Source organism: Hydrogenophaga sp. NFH-34, from assembly GCF_021401345.1.
In the GTDB taxonomy this organism is placed as follows: domain Bacteria; phylum Pseudomonadota; class Gammaproteobacteria; order Burkholderiales; family Burkholderiaceae_C; genus Hydrogenophaga; species Hydrogenophaga electricum.
Genome location: NZ_JACBGE010000030.1, coordinates 1 through 21,567, shown reverse-complemented (window position 1 = coordinate 21,567; position 21,567 = coordinate 1). Strand labels below are relative to the sequence as shown.

At 64.3% G+C, this 21,567-nt stretch carries 21 protein-coding genes; 7 read left to right on the top strand and 14 right to left on the bottom strand.

What is annotated here, in order from left to right; genetic code table 11:
• Nucleotides 1-6: 6 nt before the first annotated feature.
• The gene (locus L0977_RS22250; protein ID WP_234267091.1) at nucleotides 7-561 is read right to left on the bottom strand and encodes a TetR/AcrR family transcriptional regulator; all 555 of its coding nucleotides are present in this window, start codon (nucleotides 559-561) and stop codon (nucleotides 7-9) included.
• A 79-nt stretch (nucleotides 562-640) separates the two neighbouring features.
• On the opposite strand from L0977_RS22250, the gene L0977_RS22245 reads away from it, so the two are divergent.
• The gene (locus L0977_RS22245; protein ID WP_234267090.1) at nucleotides 641-889 is read left to right on the top strand and encodes a hypothetical protein; all 249 of its coding nucleotides are present in this window, start codon (nucleotides 641-643) and stop codon (nucleotides 887-889) included.
• 77 nt (nucleotides 890-966) lie between these two features.
• The gene (locus L0977_RS22240) at nucleotides 967-2,358 is read left to right on the top strand and encodes an efflux transporter outer membrane subunit (RefSeq protein WP_234267089.1); all 1,392 of its coding nucleotides are present in this window, start codon (nucleotides 967-969) and stop codon (nucleotides 2,356-2,358) included.
• A gap of 258 nt (nucleotides 2,359-2,616) precedes the next feature.
• Here the strand turns inward: L0977_RS22240 and L0977_RS22235 are convergent, their stop codons facing one another.
• From L0977_RS22235 to L0977_RS22195, 9 genes are all read right to left on the bottom strand, one after another.
• Nucleotides 2,617-4,611 carry a relaxase/mobilization nuclease domain-containing protein gene (locus tag L0977_RS22235; protein WP_234267088.1) on the bottom strand — a complete coding sequence of 665 codons (1,995 nt, stop codon included), beginning with the start codon at nucleotides 4,609-4,611 and terminating at the stop codon, nucleotides 2,617-2,619.
• Nucleotides 4,612-5,047: 436 nt separating this feature from the next.
• Entirely contained in the window at nucleotides 5,048-5,668 is a 621-nt protein-coding gene (locus L0977_RS22230; RefSeq protein WP_061289771.1) for a S26 family signal peptidase, read from the bottom strand.
• Nucleotides 5,665-6,222: a DUF2840 domain-containing protein gene (locus tag L0977_RS22225; RefSeq protein WP_061289774.1), complete on the bottom strand. Its 558-nt coding sequence runs from the start codon at nucleotides 6,220-6,222 to the stop codon at nucleotides 5,665-5,667. The genes L0977_RS22230 and L0977_RS22225 overlap by 4 nt, the downstream gene beginning before the upstream one ends.
• Nucleotides 6,219-6,494 (bottom strand): hypothetical protein, encoded by a 276-nt coding sequence (locus tag L0977_RS22220; protein WP_061289780.1) that lies wholly within the window; start codon nucleotides 6,492-6,494, stop codon nucleotides 6,219-6,221. Before L0977_RS22220 ends, L0977_RS22225 begins: the two co-directional genes overlap by 4 nt.
• Entirely contained in the window at nucleotides 6,491-7,129 is a 639-nt protein-coding gene (gene parA, locus L0977_RS22215; protein WP_062910436.1) for a ParA family partition ATPase, read from the bottom strand. Before parA ends, L0977_RS22220 begins: the two co-directional genes overlap by 4 nt.
• Nucleotides 7,130-7,382: 253 nt before the next feature.
• Nucleotides 7,383-8,243, bottom strand: coding sequence for a replication initiator protein A (locus L0977_RS22210; RefSeq protein ID WP_061289707.1), 861 nt, complete (start codon nucleotides 8,241-8,243; stop codon nucleotides 7,383-7,385).
• Nucleotides 8,244-8,269: 26 nt separating this feature from the next.
• A complete protein-coding gene (locus tag L0977_RS22205) occupies nucleotides 8,270-8,560 on the bottom strand; it encodes a helix-turn-helix transcriptional regulator (protein WP_061289704.1) in 291 nt (96 codons plus the stop codon).
• Between the two features lie 83 nt (nucleotides 8,561-8,643).
• Nucleotides 8,644-9,417, bottom strand: coding sequence for a DUF7011 domain-containing protein (locus L0977_RS22200; RefSeq protein ID WP_061289701.1), 774 nt, complete (start codon nucleotides 9,415-9,417; stop codon nucleotides 8,644-8,646).
• 345 nt (nucleotides 9,418-9,762) lie between these two features.
• The gene (locus tag L0977_RS22195; protein WP_061289697.1) at nucleotides 9,763-10,110 is read right to left on the bottom strand and encodes a DUF2958 domain-containing protein; all 348 of its coding nucleotides are present in this window, start codon (nucleotides 10,108-10,110) and stop codon (nucleotides 9,763-9,765) included.
• 223 nt (nucleotides 10,111-10,333) lie between these two features.
• Between L0977_RS22195 and L0977_RS22190 the strand changes: the two genes are divergently transcribed.
• Both L0977_RS22190 and L0977_RS22185 read left to right on the top strand, forming a co-directional pair.
• Entirely contained in the window at nucleotides 10,334-10,627 is a 294-nt protein-coding gene (locus tag L0977_RS22190) for a helix-turn-helix domain-containing protein (protein ID WP_074931783.1), read from the top strand.
• Between the two features lie 222 nt (nucleotides 10,628-10,849).
• Nucleotides 10,850-11,890, top strand: a complete 1,041-nt coding sequence (locus L0977_RS22185) for a DUF4917 family protein (RefSeq protein ID WP_061289692.1) — start codon at nucleotides 10,850-10,852, stop codon at nucleotides 11,888-11,890.
• 338 nt (nucleotides 11,891-12,228) lie between these two features.
• Here L0977_RS22185 and L0977_RS22180 read toward each other — a convergent pair whose 3' ends face one another.
• On the bottom strand, nucleotides 12,229-12,543 hold the full coding sequence (locus tag L0977_RS22180; RefSeq protein WP_019726278.1) for a DUF736 domain-containing protein: 315 nt from the start codon (nucleotides 12,541-12,543) through the stop codon (nucleotides 12,229-12,231).
• 908 nt (nucleotides 12,544-13,451) lie between these two features.
• On the opposite strand from L0977_RS22180, the gene L0977_RS22175 reads away from it, so the two are divergent.
• Nucleotides 13,452-14,120 carry a hypothetical protein gene (locus L0977_RS22175; RefSeq protein WP_061289688.1) on the top strand — a complete coding sequence of 223 codons (669 nt, stop codon included), beginning with the start codon at nucleotides 13,452-13,454 and terminating at the stop codon, nucleotides 14,118-14,120.
• A gap of 167 nt (nucleotides 14,121-14,287) precedes the next feature.
• Here L0977_RS22175 and L0977_RS22170 read toward each other — a convergent pair whose 3' ends face one another.
• From L0977_RS22170 to L0977_RS22160, 3 genes are all read right to left on the bottom strand, one after another.
• Nucleotides 14,288-14,500 carry a hypothetical protein gene (locus L0977_RS22170; RefSeq protein ID WP_061289685.1) on the bottom strand — a complete coding sequence of 71 codons (213 nt, stop codon included), beginning with the start codon at nucleotides 14,498-14,500 and terminating at the stop codon, nucleotides 14,288-14,290.
• A gap of 61 nt (nucleotides 14,501-14,561) precedes the next feature.
• Nucleotides 14,562-16,598, bottom strand: a complete 2,037-nt coding sequence (locus tag L0977_RS22165) for a ParB/RepB/Spo0J family partition protein (protein WP_061289682.1) — start codon at nucleotides 16,596-16,598, stop codon at nucleotides 14,562-14,564.
• Between the two features lie 74 nt (nucleotides 16,599-16,672).
• A complete protein-coding gene (locus L0977_RS22160) occupies nucleotides 16,673-17,497 on the bottom strand; it encodes a DUF932 domain-containing protein (RefSeq protein WP_061289679.1) in 825 nt (274 codons plus the stop codon).
• A 669-nt stretch (nucleotides 17,498-18,166) separates the two neighbouring features.
• Here L0977_RS22160 and L0977_RS22155 point away from each other — a divergent pair.
• The gene (locus L0977_RS22155; protein ID WP_050042450.1) at nucleotides 18,167-19,537 is read left to right on the top strand and encodes an RES family NAD+ phosphorylase; all 1,371 of its coding nucleotides are present in this window, start codon (nucleotides 18,167-18,169) and stop codon (nucleotides 19,535-19,537) included.
• 207 nt (nucleotides 19,538-19,744) lie between these two features.
• Complete coding sequence (locus L0977_RS22150; RefSeq protein ID WP_234267087.1) at nucleotides 19,745-21,472, top strand: AAA family ATPase; 1,728 nt, start codon at nucleotides 19,745-19,747, stop codon at nucleotides 21,470-21,472.
• Nucleotides 21,473-21,567 lie beyond the last annotated feature (95 nt).

Here is a 21,567-nt window from a genome sequence, read left to right as displayed (position 1 = left end):
AATGAATCAGGGAATTTCTTTGGCCAATGCGCGCAGCGCTTGGCGCAGGGCTTTGCGTTGGGCTTCATCGAACCGATGGAAGTCAAGAAGCTCGAGCATCGAAACTCCGTCGAGTGCTGCGGCGATCACCAATGCGGTTCCGGTCTTCGGTCCGGACTTGGAAAATTCGCTGTAAAGGCGGCCGTAGAGGTCGCGCACAGGGCCCAGCAGATGCGGATAGCTGGATGCTGCTGCGAGCAGATTGCTGATCAACAGTTGCTCGGCCGAGGGCATGTCGAAGGTGTCATCGATCATGGCGCGCAGCATGTCGCCGCTGGTGTTACCCGCTTGCGTGGCCTTGGCCCGGCTGCGTTGCTCCCATTGTTCTATCAACGCCTGGACTACAGCCGCCAGCAGGTCGTCTTTGGTCTTGAAGTGATAGATCAGACCTCCTTTGGTGACGCCGGCCGCGGCAGCAACGCCCTCAAGGGTGAGTTCCTGAACGCCGCGTGTGGCAACGATCTCGGAGGCGACGTCGATCAGTCGCTGCTTCGCGCTGATGCGTGTTAACGAATTGGGCATGGTTCTGATTGCTGGTTGAAACTATACTGCACGTATAGTACAGTCATGGAAACCAAACGTCAACCGTCGGAAGATTTCTATGAAAGCCCTTGCCAAGACCCACAGATCCCTTCTCGCCATTCCGGCGCTCGTGCTCGTCACGCTCGCCGGGTGCTCGTCCCTCTCATCCGGCGCACCGTCCTCGGTCGAGGGCAAAGGGCTCGCTGCCCCCACATCAGGGACTTCAAGCGACCTCGAAGCAACTGAGCAGAGGCGCCGCTCGCAGGCGGCCAAAGATGCGGAACTGCTTCGTCAGTGCGGCTATGGCTGCGTGAACCTCTTGCAGTGAGTCCAGGCTTAGCCGAAAGCCAAGCCGTCCACAGCAAGTGCCGTCCGGTCGCATCGAAGCAACTTCAGGAAATTCTCATGCTCGTCCTCGTCAACCACCACAGATCCAAAATCGCCCTGTCAGTGCTCGCGCTTGTGTTGCTGCCAGGGTGCTCAACGCCACCTCCGATCGCCACCTCATCTAGCCCTGTGCCACCGGCCTGGAGCTTCGATGCCGGGGCAGGTGCGCACAGCAAGCCCATGTCAAACACCGCATGGTGGCGAGACTTCGGCAACTCGGAACTGGATGCGCTGGTCGAATCCGCTTTGCTGGCCAACCGGGATCTGCGCATGGCTGCGGCCAGGGTAGAACAGGCTCGCGCACTGGTGCGCACGGCCGACGCCGATCACTACCCACAGTTGAATGTGGGCGCCGGTCTGCGACGCGGGCGAGACTCAGCTGCAGACCCGAAGGCCACGCTCGCGCGTGGTGGCTTTCAAGCAAGCTGGGAGCCGGATTTCTTCGGGGACAAGGGACTGGCCAGTCTTGCGGCGGACAGGGACTTTGAGAGTGCCGAGCTTGCACGACAGGCAATGCGCGTGGCGATCGCCGCAGAGGTGATGACGGCCTACTTCGACGCGCAGTCCTTGACCCAACGAGAGGGCATTGCGCGCGAAGCCTGGGCCACCCTGGAACGTCAGATCGATGTGGCGCAGCGGCGCTTTGAGGCAGGCCAGGTCAGCAAGCTGGACATCGACAGGCTGACGGCCGAACTCGGGCAGGAGCGCGCCAACGCGGCGCAGTTGCGTGGCGCGCGGGATGTGAGGCTGCGGCAGATGGCCGTTTTACTGGGCACCTCACAACCACCGCTGGATTTGCGCTTCCCTGCCATCGCCGACGGTGCGGTCGCGATGCCGGCCGTGTTGCTGCCCATCGAATTGCTGGAGCGACGGCCTGATGTACGAGGGCCAGCACGCGCCGTCGAGGCCGCGGTCGCTCGCCTGGGGGTTGCCAAGCGCGACCTGTACCCACGTATCGCGCTCGACTGGTCAGGAAGCAGGGAACGCCTGAGTATTGCGGGAGCCAGCGCATCACCCACGACCGTGGTGGGGTATGGCGTGGCACTTTCTCTGCCCATTTTCGATGGAGGACGCATCCGGGCCAACATCGAGATCCACGAGGCCAAGGCACAGGAGGTGATGATGGCCTATGAGAAAGCCATGTTGAGTGCGCTCGCCGATGCCGAGACGGCAGCCGTGCAACTGGAGGCTGCGCGCGCTGGTGTCACAGCGCTTGCGCGGGCTCAGACGGCTGGCGCTGACGCGGCGTCCAGAAGCGAACGACTGTTCGACGCGGGCTTGGTGGATCTGAATACGGTGCTCGATGCGCGCCGCAGCTACCTGAAAGCAAGCGATGGCCTGCTGCAGGGGCAAGCCGCTCAGTGGGCCGCAGCGGTGGCAATACGACGGGCCTTTGCGGGCCGGGTTTGATCTTCAGCCTGCGCATTTCTCGCTACCTACCCTCCCTGGCCGGGTGGACGCGTTCGTGGAGCTTGTGGGGGAACAGTCGCGGCACGGGCACTCGGGGAAATTTGGCTCCCTCCCGTTTGCGTGCCGCAACTCTGCCGCCCCCTGGATGACTTGCGCATCGACCTGCCTAAGAATTCGAGGCGGTGCCTTGCGAATCAGATGGCTACCGCGGTGTCACGATGCAGACCAACGCTGTCTTGGCCGAGAGAATGCCAAGTGTCAGCCGACTGATGGCCCCCTGGCGCGCCCCACCTCCCACGACACGCCACCGCTGGTCACCGTCGCCGCGAGTTGCTGTCCTAGCAGCTTTTCAATCACCGGCCGCCACGGTACTAGGCTAAAGCCTAGGCCGTCGACAAGCATCGCGTACCGCCCGCTGGCGAGCATGACCGAGCGCCGGTAAATGCCAGCCACGCGCTGCCCATCTGCTGACGCGCGATGCTCCAGGCCCGTTTCGGCGGCGATGTCCTTCGCGGTCCGGGCAAGCTCCTGGTTGCGCAGCTTACGCTGCAGATTTCGCGCAAGAATCACGCGCTGCCCGCGCCGCTGGGCTAGCCCCAATTCTTCGAGGAAGTCGGCACGTTGCTGCAGGGCTTGTTTGGCATCGCTGCCAAAGCCCAGGTCCCGCAGCCCTTGAGCGCCGCCGACTAGTTGCTGGTCAAGCCAGGTGGCCCCAATCACTCGGGTTTGTCGCTCGATCGGGAGGTGCGATTTCAGCTCCACGGCGACACCGCCCAGCCGGTGCGCGTCGTACTGGCGGCCGCGCTCGGCCAAGTCGTCCGGCACCTTCCATAGCCCTTCGGCCACACGCTGCACGATGCCGGCACGCCGCAAGGCTTCCAGCCGACGGACGTGGGCCGCGACCACTTCCTGGGGGTCGCGGCCAGCCTTGGCCTGTCCTTGCTCTATCGCCAAGTGATGATCGGTGCGATACAGGCCATCGCTCGCCAGCGCGGCGATGTTCTTGTCGGCGGCACGCACCTCGGAGGAACCGCGCACTTCCACCACAGCGCCAGTGGGATAGTTCGCCAGTTCGTCGCGGGCATTGAGCGCGACGTAGTAGGCCTTGCCATCCACGCCGTCGATGACCAGATAGCCACGGTCGTGCATCTCGTCGGCCAGTCCCTTAGCGGCCACGCGCCCGATGATGGTGCGGTACTCGTTGCCCGGCTCGAATACCGCTAGTTCGCGCGGCTCGCCGCGCAGTGCCCGCTGCATGGTGCGAATGATGTCGCCGCGCTCGCCCAGCGCACGCAAGGTCTTCTCCGCATCGACATGGACGGCCCAGATGCCGGGTTGCGTCTCGTCGGCCAGGCCCAGATGCTGTAAACGTTGTAGACGGCCGATCAGCAGCAGGCGTTGGCGCTGTAAGTGGGGTTCGTTGAGCCGTTCGACATGCACTTGGCCGTTCTCGCCAGCCTCGCTTTGCAGCGTCCGATCCAGGCTTGTCCACCGCTCTTGCTCCACCTCGCGCTGCAAGTTCTGATGGATCTCCAACTCGGTGCGCTGCCCCAGCCATTCCGTCGCCAGTTCGGCGGCTCGGTGGCGGAAGCCGTGGGCAATGTAGTCGCCCGCGATGATGAGGTCTTCACCCGTGTCGTCGCGCCCGCGCACGATCAGGTGGGTGTGCGGGTTGTCTGTGTTCCAGTGATCGACCGCCACCCAATCGAGGCTCGTGCCCAGGTCTGCTTCCATGCGGCCCATGAGGTGCCGCGTGTAGGTGCGCAGGTCTTCCAGCTCCGCGCCATCCTCGGGCGCAACGATGAAACGGAAATGGTGCCGGTCATTGGCACAGCGTTCCTTGAAGGCGTCAAGGTCGGCCACATCAGTTTGCGGCCCGTAGGCTTGCCCCGGTTCGCCATCGCGGCCCACGCCATCGCGTTCGATGTAGCGCAGGTGCTTGGCGAGCGACTGCGGGCTGGCCCGCTTGTGATTCACCAGCAGCGTCTTGATAGTCACGCGCCGAGAGGTGGGCGTCAGCTTCGCCCCCGCGAAGCGCGCCGCCGTATGGCCGCGCCCCAAGCGCGATCCGGGACGTTGACCGGTTCGCGCGCCATTGCCACCGGCTGCGGAATGTCGCATCGAGGACTTGCCGCCACTAACCTTGCCGGCCTGCTTGAGCACCTTGGAGACGAAGCTCTGTCCCTGGCTCTTGCCCCGGTTCTTCGGGGCACTCGGCCGCACGCGGAAATCGTCATCGCGGCGGCTTCTCATGGCCGCTCTCCAGTGAAGCCACAGCGTGTCCTGTCGTGAGAAGCACGCGGACATGCCTGCATCGGCGCGGGCCTTGCGCCACACGCGGCACGGCGGCGAAGCCGCGCCGTGCCGCGCCAACCCCACGTGCAGACTGGCTTTCCACGCGGCCTGGTGCCGCGTCCTTTTGTCTTGCCTTCCGCATTGGCCTCCCGCATCCGCTCCCAGCCCCTGCGGCCCGGTGGCGCTGCTGCGTGAGCAGCGAGCGCCCCGGCGAACGCGGCCAGGGCCACAGGCCCGGCAGGTTCGAGGCAAGACACCTGCACGTGAGAAAGCAGCGCCCAAGCCGCAGGATGGGCGCTTGCACTGCACGCGTGGCGACAGGTTGAATGCCACCGGATCAACACGCCCGATGGCACGACAAGATGCACGGCAACGTGCAGCGCGTCGGCGGCCATCACGGGCGTTTCTCCAGCCAGACCGGATGCGCGATGCCGATCACTGTGGATGCGCTGATCGGCCCGAAGTACCGGCTGTCGAACGACGCCGGATTGGTGACGCTAAGCAGAAACAGCTCACCCGGCTGAAGCCGCCTGCACTGCGGCCAGGACGCCAGCGGACGGCCCAGCCGGTCAGCGGGCAGCACGGCGGCCGAAGGCACGCCGTCGATGCGGACGCTGCCACCCGCGATGCACACTTCCTGCGGCGCGACGGCACCCACGCGCTTGAGCAGGGGCACGCGCGTCGGCAGGTAGCCGCGCTGCGCGGCCAGCGCGGCGGCGTCTGCCGGCAAGCGGGTCAGGACGATGCTACCGACGTGCAATGACGGTGGTAGCGGACGGGGTAGCGAACCCGCCCCCGGAGCGGGCGGATAGAGCGGATCGACGCGATACCAGCCGACCGCCACGCTGTCGGACGGGTTGTAGGCCAGGCGCGGCAGCGGATGCACGAAGGAGGCCCAGGCCAGCGCAGCGAGGCCGCAGGCGGCGAGGCCTGCGAGCACGATGCGAGCGCGCCGACTTGAGCGAGTGTGCGAACGAGGACGCGGCGTGGTGCCAGTGGTGGAAACGGCGCTCATGGCAGCGCCCTCCCGGCCAGCCAGGCGGCGTGCCGCTCGGCGGTGTATTCGGGCAGAGGCAGGCGGGCGGCGAGCCGATTGGCGAGCGTGCGCCAGTACGCGGGCGAGACGGCGGCGGGTGCGATGTCCAGCGCCTCGATGGTGTCGATGCGCTCCAGCACGGCGCGCACTTGCCCCTCGCCCTCGGCGTGCAGCAGCAGGCGCGCCCCCGGCTGCACGCCGGGGATGCGCTGGGCGCCGTCCAACGGCGTGCAGGCCTGCATCACCATGAGCTGCCAGCGTACGGTGCCATAGTCATTGGCCTGCCAGCGGATGCGGCAAAAGAGCGCGCCCGGCAGGAACACAGCGCTGCGCCGCCAGCGGTCGAGCTGGTGCGTACGCGCGGGTTCGCCGAAGCGCAGGTAGAGCTTGAAACGGGCCTCGATGTAGGCCAGCGCCACCCGCGTCAGCGGCGCGCTGGCCGGCTGGCCGCAGGGCGCGACGGATGATGGCTGGGGCGCAGCCGTGGCCGCGTCAGCGGCGGGCGCACAAACAGGCGAAGCGGATGCGGTCATGGTGTGTTCTCCCTGCGTTGTTCGGGAAACTCGCGCTCCAGCAGCGCGCGCAGCAGGTCGGCCACCGTCACGCCCTGCGTGAAAGCCGAGACCTTGATGCGCGAACGCATGGCGGGTGTGATGTCAAGGGTCAGGCGAGCCGTATAGACATCGCCTTTCTGGAGTTCGTCGGCGCTGCCCTGGCGAATCCACGCTTCGGCGTGCGGATTCGCGGGCGGGCGCGCGCCGATGCCAATGCGCTTGCCCGCGCGCTTGCTGGCGGGGCTGTTCATGGCGGCCACCGCAGCAGTTCGTCCACCAGGGCGGTGACTTCGCGTGCGGCGGTGCTGTCGGGCGCCGTCTCGCGTGCGAGCCGGCCAGCGGCCACGCTGTCAGCGAACACGATGCGCTGATGCACTTCCGCGCGCAGCGCGGGCAGCGGCTGATCGGCCAGCGCCCCGCGAGCCTCGCGCCCGATCACGGTGGTGCTGACGCGCCGGTTGATGACGAAGGCCGCGCGCAGCACAGGCCGGAAGACTTGCGCCTCGCGGATCAGCGCCACCATCTCGGCGCTGGCCCACAGGTCGTAGGGACTCGGCTGCACCGGGATCAGCACGCGCTCGGCCGCCAGCAGCGCAGAGCGCGCCAAGGCGGCGATCCTGGGCGGCCCATCAATGACGACGTGATCGGCCCGCCTGGCGAGTTCTGGCGCTTCCTGGTGCAGCGTTTCGCGTGCCAGGCCCACGGCGCTGAACAGCCGTGGCAGACCTTGCTGGCTTCTACGCTGTGTCCAGTCCAGCGATGAACCTTGCGGGTCGGCGTCCAGCAGCACGACATGCTGGCCGCGCATCGCCAGCTCGCCGGCAATGTGGGTGGCGAGCGTGGTCTTGCCCACGCCGCCTTTCTGGTTGAGCAGCGCGACGATCATGGCCTAGCCCTCCGCGTTGGAAAGCGCGGCTGTTGCTGCTGCGTTTCTGCCCGCGCGGCGGTTGTCCACCGAGGCGCGGTGCTTCTACTAGAAGTTAGAGCATTTAAGTTAGGGAAGTTAAGGGAGGCCGAAACCCGTGCCAGCATTGGCTTTGCGGGCGAATGACACGCCTGATAGCACGATAGTCCCACGCCTGATAGCACGAGACCTGGCACGCCTGATAGCACGAGCTCGTCCACAGGCTTCGCACCGTTTATCCCCGTGCCGGCCACGGCACGGGACGCACCGGGCGGAACGTCAGCAGCTCGACTCCGTCCATCCGCTCGATGCCCAGGACATAGCCGGGCAGCGACTGCCGCGCGACCAGCGCGCGAAGGTCGCAGGCGAAGTCGTAGGGCTTCGCCGTGCTGCCCGACTTGCGGTGCAGGTGCCGGAAATCGAACTGCCAGCCGCCGGGCTGGTGCCCGCCGTGCTTGCGCACCAGGCGGTATAGCCAGCGCTCGATGCCACCCGTCAGCCGGAAATACCCCGCATCGATGGTCAGCACCAGTGCCGCATCCAGCACGCCACCATAGAACCAGTCCGGCAGGATCAGCTCGATGCCCAGCGGCGTGCCGCGGGCGTCGGCCAGCTCCTTCCACTCGTTGATCCACGAGAAGCGGTGCAGACGCCTTCCCGTGGTCTCGCGGATCGACGTGGCCACCGTGGTGGACTGCAAGCGATCCAAGGCCGCCTTGAGGCGCTGGTAGTCGCGCAGCGACGTACCGCGCCCGATGAAGCGCAGGATCTCGTAGGGTGTGGCCTGCATCAGCCGCGACGGGCGCAGGCCCGCGTCGCGCGCTTCCACGATCTGGCTGGCGGCCCAGATCAGCACGTCCGCATCCCAGATGGTGGCGATGCCGTGCTCTTGCGTGCCCTCCACGCGGATCGTCACGCCGCTGGCTTGGAAGTCGATCGGCGCCGTGCGCCGCGACTTCGCCAGCGAGAAGAACGGAAAGGCCATCAGGTCCTGGCTGTCGCGCGGCGCCATGTCGCCCGGCAAGGCGCGGAACAGGTCGAGCTGTTCGCGTTCTTGCGATAGCCGCTGCCGGGACGGCAGCGCAGGGCGGGACATGGCGATGGCCGGGCGCGTGCCAGCGATCAGCGCGCACGGGTGTCCGCCGCATGGTGCTCGGCGTACTCGGGATCGGAGGTGCTTTCGAAGCTGCGCTCGGCGGCCCAGGCATCGAGGTCGGCCACGGCGTACATCACGCGCCGGCCGAACTTGCGGAACTTGGGGCCGCCACCCAGCACGCGTTGTTTCTCCAGCGTGCGCGGCGACAGCCGCAGGTAGTCGGCGGCTTCGTCGTTGGTGAGATAGCGCTGCGGCTGCGCGGCAGCGGTCGAAGCAGTTGCGGGAGCGGCGGCAGGCCGCAGGGGAGCAGGACGCATGGGGTGTACCTCCATAGCTTTCAAAGCTCCGGCCACAGAGCGCAACCGGATGGAGGCAGTCTCAGAAAACGAAGCTCTGCTGCTCAGGGACGTTTTGCGTCCCCTTCAAAACGTCCCTTCTCAAGCGGGGGGAGCTGTGCTAGGCGGCGATAGCCGCCGCGCATCAGCGCATCGCCCCGGCGCGCCAGGCGGCGCACGCGGGCGCGCAGGTCGCCATCCGCGTGCCAGTCGGCGGCCACGGCATCGGCACCGAACAGACCCTCGGCCACCTCGCGCAAGGACGCGCCCGCCAGGGTCGCGTCGAGCGCCTGCAAGGTGTGCAGCTCCAGCAGCGCCGCAGGCGGTGGCCGGGGCCGGGCCATCGGGGCCGGCGTATCAGGCACATGCGGAGCGCCACGGCCGCGGTGGGCATAGGCGACCGCCATGCCGTCCTCCAGGCCGGGCGCCAGCGCGAAGCGCGCGCAATGGCCAGGGCCGCGCGCGATCAGCGCTAGCCCTTTGCCGTCATGCAGCAGTTGCTTGTGGCCGGGAATGCTCCAGAACGCGAAGGCCGCCGCCTCGGGCGGCGGATCGGCATCGGGATGGAGCTGCACCACAGCATCGTGGCCGGGCAGCCAGGCCGGATGCGCGTCGCGCGCATCCAGGGCCGGGTCTTCCAGCAGGCGCAGGCCCCAGCGGCGCGCCGCGTGCTGTGCGGCCTGGTGTGTGGGTTGCCGGTGATGGTGGCGCAGCCAGTCGAGCCGGTAGTCGGGATGGCGGCGCAGGTACTCCCAGGCCAGCGCGAGCGCGTCCAGGTACAGGACGTAGAGATACGCCGCTGTTGGATACCAGTGCGCAAGGTGATGCGGCTCGGCCATGACGCAAGCTCCCTTGAAACCGCAGGAAAGCCGTCACCGGTTCCGCACGCCAACGTCACCGCATCAAACTAGCATCCATTCGTGAATAAGATGGTAGATTGGTAACTTGCGTGTCAAGACGAAATGCAACACCGTCTGTTGTGCGGATCGTCTGAATGCGACGGTGGCGTGCGAGGAAATGCCGCCTCCTGCGCCATCCACCGTGCCCCATGACGCGCGCTGCGTCATGGCCGGTTTCGCCAGAGTGGCACCGGTTTGGTGCAACAGTGCCGACTAAGACCTGACAGGTCTGAAGTAAGACCCAAATAGCCTCTATGCGCCCGGTTTGGCCGTGGCGCGAACCGCTCAATCGAGGATGGAACCGTTCTCCTGGGCCAGCCGGGTGTACGCCGACAGCGTGCGTGCCGCCCGGAAATACCGATCCCGCATCACGGGCTGCCGGCGCGGCCCGACGATGGAGGCGAGGTCGGACAGCTTGATCTCGCCCAGCTCGGGCATGCCGATCCCCAAGTCGATCAGCCCGTAGGCCGTGTCGCCATCGGCCGGGTTGAGCGAAGCCAGCAGCCAGGTGGCGTGTGCGTCCGGGGTGAAGAGCCGCACGACGGGCTGCGGGTCGATGGCCTGGCCGGCAGCGCGAACCGCGCCGTGCTCCAGCAGTTGCCTGCGCTCGTCCTCGGTGATGAGTCGGTCCACGGGTTACCCCCTCATTCGCACAAAGCCGCTGAAGCGTGAAAGCGCAGAACCGTATCGGCGGGTTGGCGCAAAGACACAGAAGCGGCTTTGCGCTTCTGTGCGAAGCCGCAGATACGGATTTCCGTAAAGCACGAAAGCGGCAGATCGGCATAGACGAACACTATAGATTGTAGCCCTATAGAACTCAATCGGCTGTCATCTTGGATTTTGGGGAGATCCAGGGTTGGCAGCGAAACATACATTGTCGGAGGCACTAAAGACCATCAGGAAAGCGCGTGGATTGAGCCAGGAGGCGTTCTCCGACGTCTCCAGCCGCACCTACATGAGCACGCTGGAGCGTGACATGAAAAGCCCGACGCTGAACAAGCTCGCCGAGCTGTGCGACGTCATGGAGGTCCACCCGCTCACGCTGCTGACGCTGGCCTATGCCGGCAAGGACCTGGGGCAGGCCGACCAGTTGCTGGCGCAGGTGCGGCAGGAACTGGAGATGGTGACGAAGAAGGGTGGCACGCTCTAGCGTGTGCGCCTGCGCTGGCAAGGCTCAGCCGGTTCGGCGGTGTTCAAGCTGCGCGCGGCGGGGATAGCCCGCAGGGCTTTCCCCTGGGGTACTGCGAAGCGTGCAGCCGCGGCAGACTGAAAACGGGGCACGAGTGACCTATCCGCGGTACTTGCAGGTTATGAGTCCTTGATCACTCCCGAAAATGTCATCATGTAATCGAACAACAAGGAGGAGCCAGGGATGCCATACCCCATCGCGCAGTGGACGCAGATTGCGCCCAACTACCAACAAGGAACGATTCTTCTGGGCAACGGAGCGAGCATGGCTGTCTCGCCCAGCTTCGGCTACGGCTCATTGCTGGAGCATGCCCAGCGAACGGGATTGCTCGCCGATGATGTAAATCGCCTCTTTCGCTTTTTCGGAACATCCGACTTTGAGCTGATTCTTCGCCTGGTCTGGCAGGCGTCCAACGTCAACAAGTCGCTGGAGATACCAGACCATCGCACGCATCAGGCCTACCTGAACGTCAGAGAGTGTTTGATTCAAGCCGTTCGGAATGTGCATCCTGAATATGATCTGGTGAGTGGCCGATTGCCCAGCATGTACCAGTTCCTGAAGGGGTTCGACACGGTCATTTCGCTGAACTACGACTTGCTGGTCTATTGGACTATGACCTATGGGCTCAATGTCCAAGACGGACATCTGTTCAAGGATTGCTTCCTCGGGAACGGCGCACACGGCGCCTTCAATGATGCGTGGCAGAGGTTCCGTGAGCCCTATCGGGAGCGAACCAACACATTGGTGTTCTATCCCCATGGAAACTTGGCTCTATGCCGCAACGCTGTGGAACAGGAGCTCAAGATCCATAGTGCAGGAGCGGGCTTGCTGGAGGCGATCCTGCAGGCGTGGCGCAGCGAGCAAGTCGTGCCGCTGTTTGTCAGCGAGGGAACGATGCAGCAGAAGGTGTCCTCGATCCAGAATAGCTACTATCTGGCCACGGTGTACCGCGAGGTGCTCACGTCGCAGCGATTCACGTTGACGCTGTTCGGTTGGGGACTCGGGGAGCATGACCGGCATCTGCTGCAGCGGATGCGTGGGACCGGAATTCGGCGGGTGGCGGTCTCTGTATTCCGTGGTGATCAGGTCTACTGCAATTACGTGTATCAAGTCATTCAAGATGATCTTGGACCTGTTCAGGTAGATTTTTTCGATAGCGAAAGCCCCGGTTGCTGGATTAACGCAGTGCCGCCTCCCCCTGGGCTTGGTCAATTCGGGCAGTAAGGCGGTCTTGGACGCCCAGCCAGTGTCGAGGGCGCCAAGGACCGCGCGGCGGGGATGGGCCTTGCGCCGATCCCCGGGAGGCAAGCGAAGCGCGCAGCGCCGCAGGCGCGAAGGCGTGAGGGATTGGAGCCGAATGGCCGTGACGGCAAAGACGGCACGGGGCGCAGCCCGCAAAGCCCGGCGGCGCATCGCGCCGACACGCCATGCCCCGGGCCGTAAACACAGACACCGCTCCCAAACAGGGGGCCGCAGCTCGCTATGGACCACCATCTGCCGTTGCCGCGTTCGGGACTAACCCACAACGCAGCGCCCCGCCGTGGGCGGGGCGCTGGCGGCCGTCAGGCCGCCTGGGGCTTGCTGCGCGACCAGATCAGGTCGTGCGTGCCGTCCTCGCCTTCGATCAGACGGGCGTAGACCGTGGCCGGGAACGAAGGATCGTCGAGGGTCACGGAGATGTACTCCCGCCCGGCCTCGCTGGTCTTCTTCCACGCCGCGCCGATGTCGTGGCTGGCGGCCTGCAGGCGGAAGTCGGGGGCCTTCTCGTTGTCGCCCTTGTCGTTGGGGACCAGCTTGACCTTGACGTTGAGCGTCAGGGTGCGAAGCGTGCCGGTGAAGCCGTCTTTGTCTGCGGTGAAGGTACCGATGTTGGCCATGATGAAACTCCTTTTGGTTGAACAAGGTTCGCGCCCATCGCGTCCTTGTTGTGATCCGGCCGGCGGGGGACGGGCTGGCTGCACCGCTTGCGGCCGCAACACCGTGGAGGACCGGGAGGCGAAAAGAATTTGCTGCGCGAGGAAGCCGCCGAACGCAGTGACAAAGGCGGGGAAATTGTTTTCGCCGGACGGTTGCAGCCATGAAGACCGAGGCGCAGCCGTGCCACAGCCAGGATTCACAACGAGACAAGGACGCCTTGGGCCGAACCACCCCCAAACCGAAAGGAGACAAGGCCGACTCAGCATCCCCGCCCGAAGGCTGCTCCGGCTCGCCTCGTGACGCGGGCCAAGTCAACCAGCCAACGACGGGCGAGAACGCCCCGGCCGCACTCTGCAGTGCCGGTCTTGAGGCGTGGCGTGGAAGCTCCATAGCGATGCCGGGCGGGTTGTCCGTGAACCGTCCTTCGTGACGTGATGGGCACGAACCGCCAGCGTTGAGGACAGCACGCATTTGCACAACCTGCCGCAGCAAGCGCCGGCGTGTTCGCCAGCGCCCCGTCCATCGCAGCGGGGCGCTGGCCCGGCCGATCCGGCGCATGCCGGTTCGGCGGTATTGAGGGGCGCCAAGCCATGCGCGGCGGGGAGAGTCCGTAGGACTGTCCCCCGGAGGCAAGCGAAGCGCGCAGCGCCGCAGGCGCGAAGGCGTGAGGGATGGAAGCCGAATGGCCGTGACAGCGAAGTCGGCACGGGGCGCAGCCCGAGAGCCCGACGGCGCGTTGCGCCGGCACGCTCATGGTCGTCGAACTACGGACCGCCAACTACCATGAATCAATCAATTTACGCACAATATTGACATTTCATGCGTAACACAATACATTCACGCACAACACAGCAAAACGAGGTGAATCATGGCGTTCCGAGCAGATGAAGCAGCACAAGCAGGATACGAAGAGGTGGAGAAGTACCTTGTCCCCCGCCCTCGGGATGCGGACGAATCGCAGCGCCTCCGGAGCAAAAGGGCGCTAGAAGACATCGTGACTGAACTCGGGCCGGTAGTTGACCGATACCCCTCATGGCACCCGCTGGTACGCAATCACGATGACCGCCATCCCGTTACGACCCCCAGCGATCGCTGCGGCTACAAGGGCCTCGATCACACGCGGTACTTCGCCCACGGATTCATCACCTGCCCCTATGGCGATGGCCAGAAGGTCCTGGATTCCGTGCTGGCCCTGCCTCGCCACCACGCCGCGTACATCACGGCAGAGAAGCTGGATGTGCAGTTCTACAGCGCGGAGGCAACCCCGATCCTGGTCAAGTGCAACTGGGAAGAGCCGTTGCCCATGGACAAGATGATCCCGCTGGCCATCGCTGTGCCCTTGATCCTGGAGAAAGAAGTTCCGTGCTGGACCTGGTCGCAGGTCGCGGAGACCTGGGAGTCAATGCGTTCGTATTTCCTGGGCGCCCCTCACGGCGCCAGGTCGTCGCTGTTCGTGAGCCAGGAGACCGGACAGGGGATCAAGAAGGTTTGGGAAACGCTGATCTACACAGGGATGTTTGGCCCGATCAAGGTGTGATCGGGCCCTCGCCATCAAGCGCGCGCCAACGCCGCAACCGGAGCGGTCGCGAAGGCTGTGGCGTTCTGGTTGGCCTTCGGGGTTCGACACCGGGCGCGGCCACTGCCGCGCCCGGATTTTTGAATCCACCCGGCCCAGGCCGGAACGGCCTGGGCCGGGTGCCGGCATCAGTCTTTCGTCTCGATGATCCACCACGCGGCGCGCGCCAGGGCGCGGCCCGTGATGGGGTGAACGTCCGTGAGGTCGGCGCGGGCCGTCCACCCCGAGGGCGGACGGTAGCTCCGCACGTCGCCCTCGCCGTGCCAGCGGCGGGCGCGCACCGTACCGGGCGCATAGGTCGCCGCCATACGCGGGCGGCTTGTGGTGTCGGTGGTGGGCATGATCTGGCTCCTTGCAAGCCAGCGCCCCGGCCGGGGCCGGGGCGCTGCTCTGCGTCGAGGTTCAGGCGGCCAATGCTTCGGCCAGTTCATCCATTGCGGAGGCGCTGGCTTGCGCGCCTTCTTCCGGCCCTACCTCCTGTGGCCCTTCGGCCTTGAAGATGGCAGGCATCCAGCCCGTGCCCTTGGCCAGCCGTTCGGCCTCGCTGGCAATATCCGCTTTCTTGAGCTTGCCCAGCCGAGCGACGTGAGCCGGCGCGAACTCGCCCACGGCTTGCAGGATCGCGGCCTTCGGAACGTGCCTGAAGTAGCCTTCCGCGCACGGTTGCCACCATGACGCCATGTCGAGGCCCACAGCCTGCGCCAGTTCCTCGCCGGGCTGGTGCGGCGTGGCGCGAGGCGTCACCACGTCCACCGTCGCGGCCACGCACACGGCCAGCAGTTGGACCAGTTCGCCTTGCTCCATCGCCAGCAGCGCGGCGAACAGTGCGGCGCTGTCCTCGGGCAGTTTGTCGCCCCATACCTGTTGCAGCTCGCGCAGCGCCAGGGCGGCGGGTGATTCCGGCCAGTCCGGGGCCATGCCTTCCAGCCGGTCTTGCAGCGTGAAGCGAACCCCCATCGGCATGTCGTGCCCGTAGTAGCGCCCCTGCAAGACGCTCTGCACCATGCCATGCACCAGCGCGGCCAGCGCCACTTGCGGATGCCGGGCGACTTCGATTTGCAGCGCGGCGGTGCGGTGCGCGCTCAGGCGCTGCGCCAGCCGGTCGGAGACGGCGGGGGCCTGGGCTTCTTCCGCCGCTTCGCCATCATCGTCGTTCGCACCTTCACCCTCGGCAAAACCTTGGCGCAGCTTCTCCAGCGTGCGCAGCGCCTTGGCCTCGGCCTCGCGCAGCAGCCCGCGATGGATCACGGTTTCCCCGTTGCGGTCGATGGTGACGATGGCACCGGCTGCGGCTTTCACGTTCGCGCTGTAGCCCTGCAAGCCCTCTTCCAGCGCCTGCAACTGCTCGCCCAGGACTTCGCCTTCCTCTTGCAAGGCTTCGGCCTTGTCCTCGTCGTCGGCGTCCATCGCTGCATCCACGGCAACGCCCACGGCCTGCATCTTCTCTTGCAGCCGCTCGATGCGCTGCGCCTCGCGCTTGTTCGGCGTGCGCCGCTCCCTCGGGGCACGCTGGAAGGCTTGCAGGTCGGCATAAGTCATGGCGGGCGTGGCATCCACCCAGGCCCAGCCCTCGGCGCGGAGAGTCGAGGCATAGCTTTCCAGCTTCTCGCGCACCAGTGTTTCCAGCAGGGCGGTATCGGACACGTACACGCCCGCATCGCCTTCCGCGAACAGGTCGCGGCGGATGCCGCCGCCTGCGGCTTCGTAGGCGTCCAGCCCGACGAAGCGCACCAGCGGATGCGAGGCCCCGATCTCGCGCTCGGTCAGGCGCTCGCGCAGCGCGGAGGGATTGCGCTGCCACTGCGGCGCATCGTAGAACGCGGCCTCCTGCGCGGCGTGATCGTCGGTGATGGCCAGGGCCATCAACTGATCCAGCGTCACGGCATCGGCGCGGTAGTCGTCCATCAGGCGCGGCGAGACGTTCGCCAGCTTCAAGCGGCGCTGCACCACCAGGGGCGTGACGGAGAAATCCGCCGCAATGTCCTCGATGGGCCGGCCCTCGGCAACCAGCGCGGCGAAGGCCTCGAACTGGTCTGCCGGGTGCATGGCTTCACGCTGCACGTTCTCGGTAAGGCTGGCGGTGCGTGCCGTGCCATCGGCCACCTGCAGGCACGGCACGTTCCAATCCTTGGCGATGCGGTGTTTCTTCGCCAGCAGCTTGAGGGCCGCGAGGCGTCGGCCACCGGCCACCACCTCGTAATGCAGGCCATCGGCGGCAAGAATGACGATGAGGTTTTGCAACAGACCCACGCGCTGGATGGATGCGGCCAGTTCGGGGATGGACATGCGCGGCGCGGTCTTGCGCACGTTGCGGCCCGTGGGGCGCAGCACCAGCCGCGACAGCGGAACGAGGGTCATGTGCTTGCTCGGGTCAGCAGCTTGCAGCATGGTCGCTGCGGTGGTGACGGCGCGGGCTTCGGTGTGGGTAACAGCGTTCATGGTGAATCTCCAATCGAGTGAAACAAGGAATGGAGGGGAAACCGCCCCTCCTGCGGGGAAAACTCAGGAAGGGGTCAGGCTTTGAGGGCGCGCATGCCATCGGCCAGCAGCCACAGGGCGCGATTGAGGCGGATGTCGGAATCAATGCCTTGCACGGGGCGGGTTTGCTGGCGGCGTCCGTTGGCGCTGCGCCCATGCAGTCCACCCTTGGTGAGGTTCTCTTGCGTGCGGTTGAACACGCTCCACAGGTCGGGGCGGCGGTCCTCGAGCCGGCGCGGCATCAGGATTTGCGATTCCGTGATGGGCGCGGGCTTGTCGGGGTCGTCGTACTTGAGGGCCAGCGCGGCGCGGGCGAACACTTCCGATTCGCCATCGTCCAAAGTGATGCCGCGCATCAGGTCGCGGGATTCCTGCACCCGCTCGAAGCCGTTCAACACCTCGAAAGCGCCTTCGATGACCTGTCCCGCCACGTCCCCTTTGTGGGGCACGCGAACATCGGCCACGGTGTCTCCGCACACCAGCCCATTGGCGCAAACAAATCTGAACTGACCCGCCAGCATCTGGTAGCTGCTGGTGCCATCGTGGGAGTTCAGCAGGATGATTTCATTGGCTTCCGCGCCGTTGATCTGGCTGGCATGGCGCAGGCGGAGCATGTGCTTGGTGAAGTCGCGGCGGTCTTCGCGGCGCACGCGGGTCTGGCACACCATGAAGGGCTGAAACCCTTCCTTGCGAAGTTCGGTCAAAACCGCGACCGTGGGGATATAGGCGTACCGCTCGGAGCGGCTGTCATGCGGGGCGTCCGCGAAGATGGACGGGGCCACCCGGCGAATCTGGTCATCCGACAGCGGGGTGTCGCTGCGCAGTGCGGGGGAGTGGGAAGCAAAACGGTTGGCAAGCATGTCGTTCTCCTGACTTGACTGTTGAAGAAAGCGCACACCGGATTCCTAGATTCGGAGCCCAGCCTTTCGGCTGTTCGGTGCGGTCGGCACGAAGAACCCGGTTGGCCTCGTTGCCACCGTCTTTCCTGAGTTCATCGCCCGCGACGAAAGGGAGCGCGCGCACGGGCGCCGTCAAGGAAACAAGCGCAGGGTGGGTGCGGCCCGCAGGCGCAGCCGAGGACACGGCCCTGCGCGCCTTGATGGCGCACGGGCGCGGGCTACAGTCGCGGACAAGGTGATGGAGTCAGGAAAGATGGCTGGACAGGCAACGGCCGCCATTCACGCCGACCGCAAGGCAAGCGAAGCGCGCAGGCCCGAAGCTGGAAGCCGGGCCGGAGGCGTCAGCCGAGCGGAGCGAGGGGACGATGGAAGCCCGTCAGGGGCGAGACCCCGAAGGGGGCTCGATGCGCAGCACGACAGCGCGACCGGCCATGTTTCTTGGCCGGGGACGCCCTGCATCCACAACCGACAAAGCATGAGTGCCTAACTCAGTAGCTTGTCGTTACGCTAATCTAACGCTGGTACGCCCATGAAAAGGGACGGGACATGGCGCCCGCCTAGCAGGATTTCGCCTGCTTCGTGTAGTGCGGCGCCGAGGACAGAGCAAATCAAAAATAATGGAGCAGCATCTTGAGCGGAGTCGATCTGGATGAAAAGGCAGTCTGTGGCACATGCATCGGCAATCAGTTTCTAAGCCAGAAGATAAGTGCCAGCGAAACGACCGATGTGGCGTGTGCCTATTGCGGACGGAACGCGCCGACCTTGGAGCTATATGAAATCGCGCAGATTTTTGACCACGAGTTCCAGGACAACTATCAAGTTGCCGACAATGTTCTTCGTGAGGATCATGGGTATCCGTCTCTCGGGGATGAACTCCAGGAGGTCATTCAGCAAGAGGTAGAACCCGCATCCAATGCGCTTGCCGACGATTTATTCGAAATCGTGCGGACTATCTGGGAACGCGACGCATACGATGGCCAGGCACCAGAGGCGGACGCCTTATTCATTAAAACTGGCGTAGCAGACCACTGGCTTCATCGCCGATGGCACGACATGCAGGACAGTCTTCGGACGCGCGCCAGGTTTGTTAACCCAGACGCACTCGAAGTGCTCCAGATGGTCTTCGACAAGGTGGACACAGATGCCACTGCCTCAGGCGAACCTTTGATTATCGCGGTCGGCCCCGGTCATGAATTGGGAACTCTTTTTCGCGCACGTGTTTTTCAGAACGACGATGCCTTAGAGAAGGCGCTGGAAGACCCAGACGCTCAACTGGGACCACCGCCTTCGAGTGTTGGCAGCGCGGGACGCATGAACGCCAGAGGCATCTCGATGTTCTACGGCGCCAATTCGCCAGACGTCGCGATTGCCGAAGTACGGCCTCCCGTTGGAAGCCGTGTTGCGGTTGCAGAATTCAAAATTCTTCGTTCAATACGATTGCTGGACTTGACGCGCCTGCCGCAAATTCCATCTGTCATCAATCGCAGCATGTTTGATGCGTCATCACTGGAAAGTGCGCGGCGGCAGAAGTTTCTTTCTCAACTCGAAAGAGTACTCACCAAGCCCGTCCTCCCTGAGCACAGTGAGGATGGCTATCTGTTGACGCAAGTGATATCCGACTATCTCGCCACCCATGCGAAGCTCAATTTGGATGGATTAATCTTCCGCTCTGCACAGGTGCCAGCATCCGAAAACAAGCGCCCGCTCAACGTCACGCTATTCAACAAAGCATCGTTCGTAAAGAGATTTTTCAAGAGACATGGGCGTGAGTTAAATGCCTATCTATACGAAACGGACGATGAGGGTGATCAATGGTTTCATCCACAGGTTTGGTACAAAGAAGATCCCGCATCGCTCAACGATGACTGGGATTTCTTGGAAAGAACCGATCCGACGTTGGAGCTTATCCCACAGTCCATAGTCATCTGCGAAATCAAAGGCATCAGCTATGACATACGGAAATCGGAGGTGCAATTGATGGACGTATCTGAGCGGACTTAGGGCGGAGGGTTTTGCTCGCTACCAAATGCATGAGAAGGCAATGCCGCGTGGTGGCGGTTTGGTGCGAAACGCAAGGCACTGTGCGCGAGCCTTGCAGCGGAACCCTGGGGGGTCATAATGTTTCCGTTTGCAACAGCGCTCCCATGGCCTGTGCGGCGAATCGGGAGAGCTTCTGGACGATAAATGACACGACGGCGGGAGGGGCCTATGTCGATATTGCAGGAGATACTGGACTGGACGAAGGGGTTGCCTGAGTGGCAGAGCGATGCGGTGGCCCGCCTGCTGGCCAAGCAAACGCTCACGATAGAGGATCAGGATGACCTCTTCGCGCTACTCAAAGCGGCACATGGCATCCCAGATCCCAAAGACCGCAAGCCCAAGCCGCTGACGGCAGATCAGATTCCCGCTCCGGTCCAAGCGACAACTCACGTTGAGCTGCGAGCCATCAAGAGCATGCGGCACGTCAACGCGATTGCGGAGAATCAACGTCTGCCCTTCGGCGCCTCTGGAATGACCGTCATCTATGGCGATAACGGTTCAGGCAAGTCGGGGTACTCCCGTGTGCTCAAGCGCGCATGTCGTGCGCGCGATCAGACGGAGGCTATTCATCCGAACGCCAACTTGCCTGCAGGCAAAGCCGGGACTCCGGAAGCCACGTTCGAAATCGCAATCGATGGAGTTGCGCAAGATGCACACTGGCAACACGGCAAAGTGGCTCCTGCAGCGCTTTCGTCATTTGCGATTTTCGACTCGCGTTGCGCTCGCGCCTACCTCGACAGAGAGGACGATTTCTCCTATGTGCCCTACGGGCTCGATGTATTCGAAGGGCTGGCCAAAGTCTGCAAGCAGTTGAAGACGGCGATCGAGACTGAATACACCCAATCCGCCGCTGATCTGTCCGCCTTTGCGCCATTGCAAGGCGACACACCCGTCGGCAAGTTAGTCGCCTCGCTTTCCGCCAAGACGGCCCTAGCCCAGATTGAAGCGCTGGCAACGGTGACCCCAGAGGAACTGACCCAACATGCGTCTCTGGACAAGAGCCTGAAGGAGAACAACCCGAAGGAGAAGGCCGCGCAACTGCGCTTGCGCGCTCGCCGTATCACAGCTATCGCAGCGAATGCGGCCAGCAAAGGCGCACAGGTGGATCAAGCTGTCGTCGCCAAGCTGAAAGGTCTGGCAGACAGCTATCGCACGGCGCAGACTGCAGCCGCCCTCGCCGCGAAGCAGTTCAAGGAAGGTGAGAACCTGCTGCCGGGTACCGGCGGCGAGACATGGCGTGAACTATTCGAGGCAGCGCGCAAGTTCGCCATCGAATCCCACCCAGACAAATCGTTCCCCGCGCTGGGCGCGGACGCACCTTGCCCGCTCTGCCAACAACCCCTTGCCGAAGGCTCCGACCGCTTGCTGCGCTTCGAAGCCTTTATTCAACAGGAAGCGGAGAAGACATCCCAGGCACGCCGTGTTGCCCTGTACGCGGAATACAAGCCGTTCGCTGCGCAGGTTCTCACGCTGAATCTCGACGACGTGACATATGGAGAAATCGAGGCCTTGGACCCGCAACTGGCCGCCGATGCCAAGGCTTTCGAGCCGCTCCTGGCCGCTCGCCAGGAGGCCATCAAAGCGGCAGTGATCTCGCATCAGTGGGACGACGTCAGTCAACCTCTGGTCAATCCGACCGAGCGCCTTCAGGCTTTGGCTGACAAGCTGAATGCCGAAGCGGTGACCTTGGAGAAGGCCTCGGACGAAAAGGCCCGTGCGACCCTGCAGAAGCAGTTCCTGGAACTGGATGCACGGGTAAGACTGAGTCAGATCAAGGATGCTGTCGTCACCGCCGTCAATCGACTCGCCCACCAGGCCAAGCTCACGAAGTGCCTGTCTGCCGTGAAGACCAACGCCATCTCGTTAAAGGGTGAGCGTCCAGTCAGCCCATCTTGAAAGCCGAGGCGGTTCATAGGAGCCTCGAGTCCACTTCAACTCTTGGTGGACTCGTGAACACTATCCCCGATCAACAAGCAGGTCCGCGACAGCGG

What these genes read in the sequence shown, in the direction of transcription:
- L0977_RS22185 (WP_061289692.1), top strand. Translation starts at nt 10,850, where the DNA reads ATGCCATACCCCATCGCGCAGTGGACGCAGATTGCGCCCAACTACCAA.
- L0977_RS22230 (WP_061289771.1), bottom strand. Translation starts at nt 5,668, where the DNA reads ATGAGCGCCGTTTCCACCACTGGCACCACGCCGCGTCCTCGTTCGCAC.
- L0977_RS22225 (WP_061289774.1), bottom strand. Translation starts at nt 6,222, where the DNA reads ATGACCGCATCCGCTTCGCCTGTTTGTGCGCCCGCCGCTGACGCGGCC.
- L0977_RS22200 (WP_061289701.1), bottom strand. Translation starts at nt 9,417, where the DNA reads ATGGCCGAGCCGCATCACCTTGCGCACTGGTATCCAACAGCGGCGTAT.
- L0977_RS22170 (WP_061289685.1), bottom strand. Translation starts at nt 14,500, where the DNA reads ATGCCCACCACCGACACCACAAGCCGCCCGCGTATGGCGGCGACCTAT.
- L0977_RS22240 (WP_234267089.1), top strand. Translation starts at nt 967, where the DNA reads ATGCTCGTCCTCGTCAACCACCACAGATCCAAAATCGCCCTGTCAGTG.
- L0977_RS22250 (WP_234267091.1), bottom strand. Translation starts at nt 561, where the DNA reads ATGCCCAATTCGTTAACACGCATCAGCGCGAAGCAGCGACTGATCGAC.
- L0977_RS22175 (WP_061289688.1), top strand. Translation starts at nt 13,452, where the DNA reads ATGGCGTTCCGAGCAGATGAAGCAGCACAAGCAGGATACGAAGAGGTG.
- L0977_RS22210 (WP_061289707.1), bottom strand. Translation starts at nt 8,243, where the DNA reads ATGTCCCGCCCTGCGCTGCCGTCCCGGCAGCGGCTATCGCAAGAACGC.
- L0977_RS22180 (WP_019726278.1), bottom strand. Translation starts at nt 12,543, where the DNA reads ATGGCCAACATCGGTACCTTCACCGCAGACAAAGACGGCTTCACCGGC.
- parA (WP_062910436.1), bottom strand. Translation starts at nt 7,129, where the DNA reads ATGATCGTCGCGCTGCTCAACCAGAAAGGCGGCGTGGGCAAGACCACG.
- L0977_RS22205 (WP_061289704.1), bottom strand. Translation starts at nt 8,560, where the DNA reads ATGCGTCCTGCTCCCCTGCGGCCTGCCGCCGCTCCCGCAACTGCTTCG.
- L0977_RS22245 (WP_234267090.1), top strand. Translation starts at nt 641, where the DNA reads ATGAAAGCCCTTGCCAAGACCCACAGATCCCTTCTCGCCATTCCGGCG.
- L0977_RS22160 (WP_061289679.1), bottom strand. Translation starts at nt 17,497, where the DNA reads ATGCTTGCCAACCGTTTTGCTTCCCACTCCCCCGCACTGCGCAGCGAC.
- L0977_RS22235 (WP_234267088.1), bottom strand. Translation starts at nt 4,611, where the DNA reads ATGAGAAGCCGCCGCGATGACGATTTCCGCGTGCGGCCGAGTGCCCCG.
- L0977_RS22150 (WP_234267087.1), top strand. Translation starts at nt 19,745, where the DNA reads ATGTCGATATTGCAGGAGATACTGGACTGGACGAAGGGGTTGCCTGAG.
- L0977_RS22220 (WP_061289780.1), bottom strand. Translation starts at nt 6,494, where the DNA reads ATGAACAGCCCCGCCAGCAAGCGCGCGGGCAAGCGCATTGGCATCGGC.
- L0977_RS22165 (WP_061289682.1), bottom strand. Translation starts at nt 16,598, where the DNA reads ATGAACGCTGTTACCCACACCGAAGCCCGCGCCGTCACCACCGCAGCG.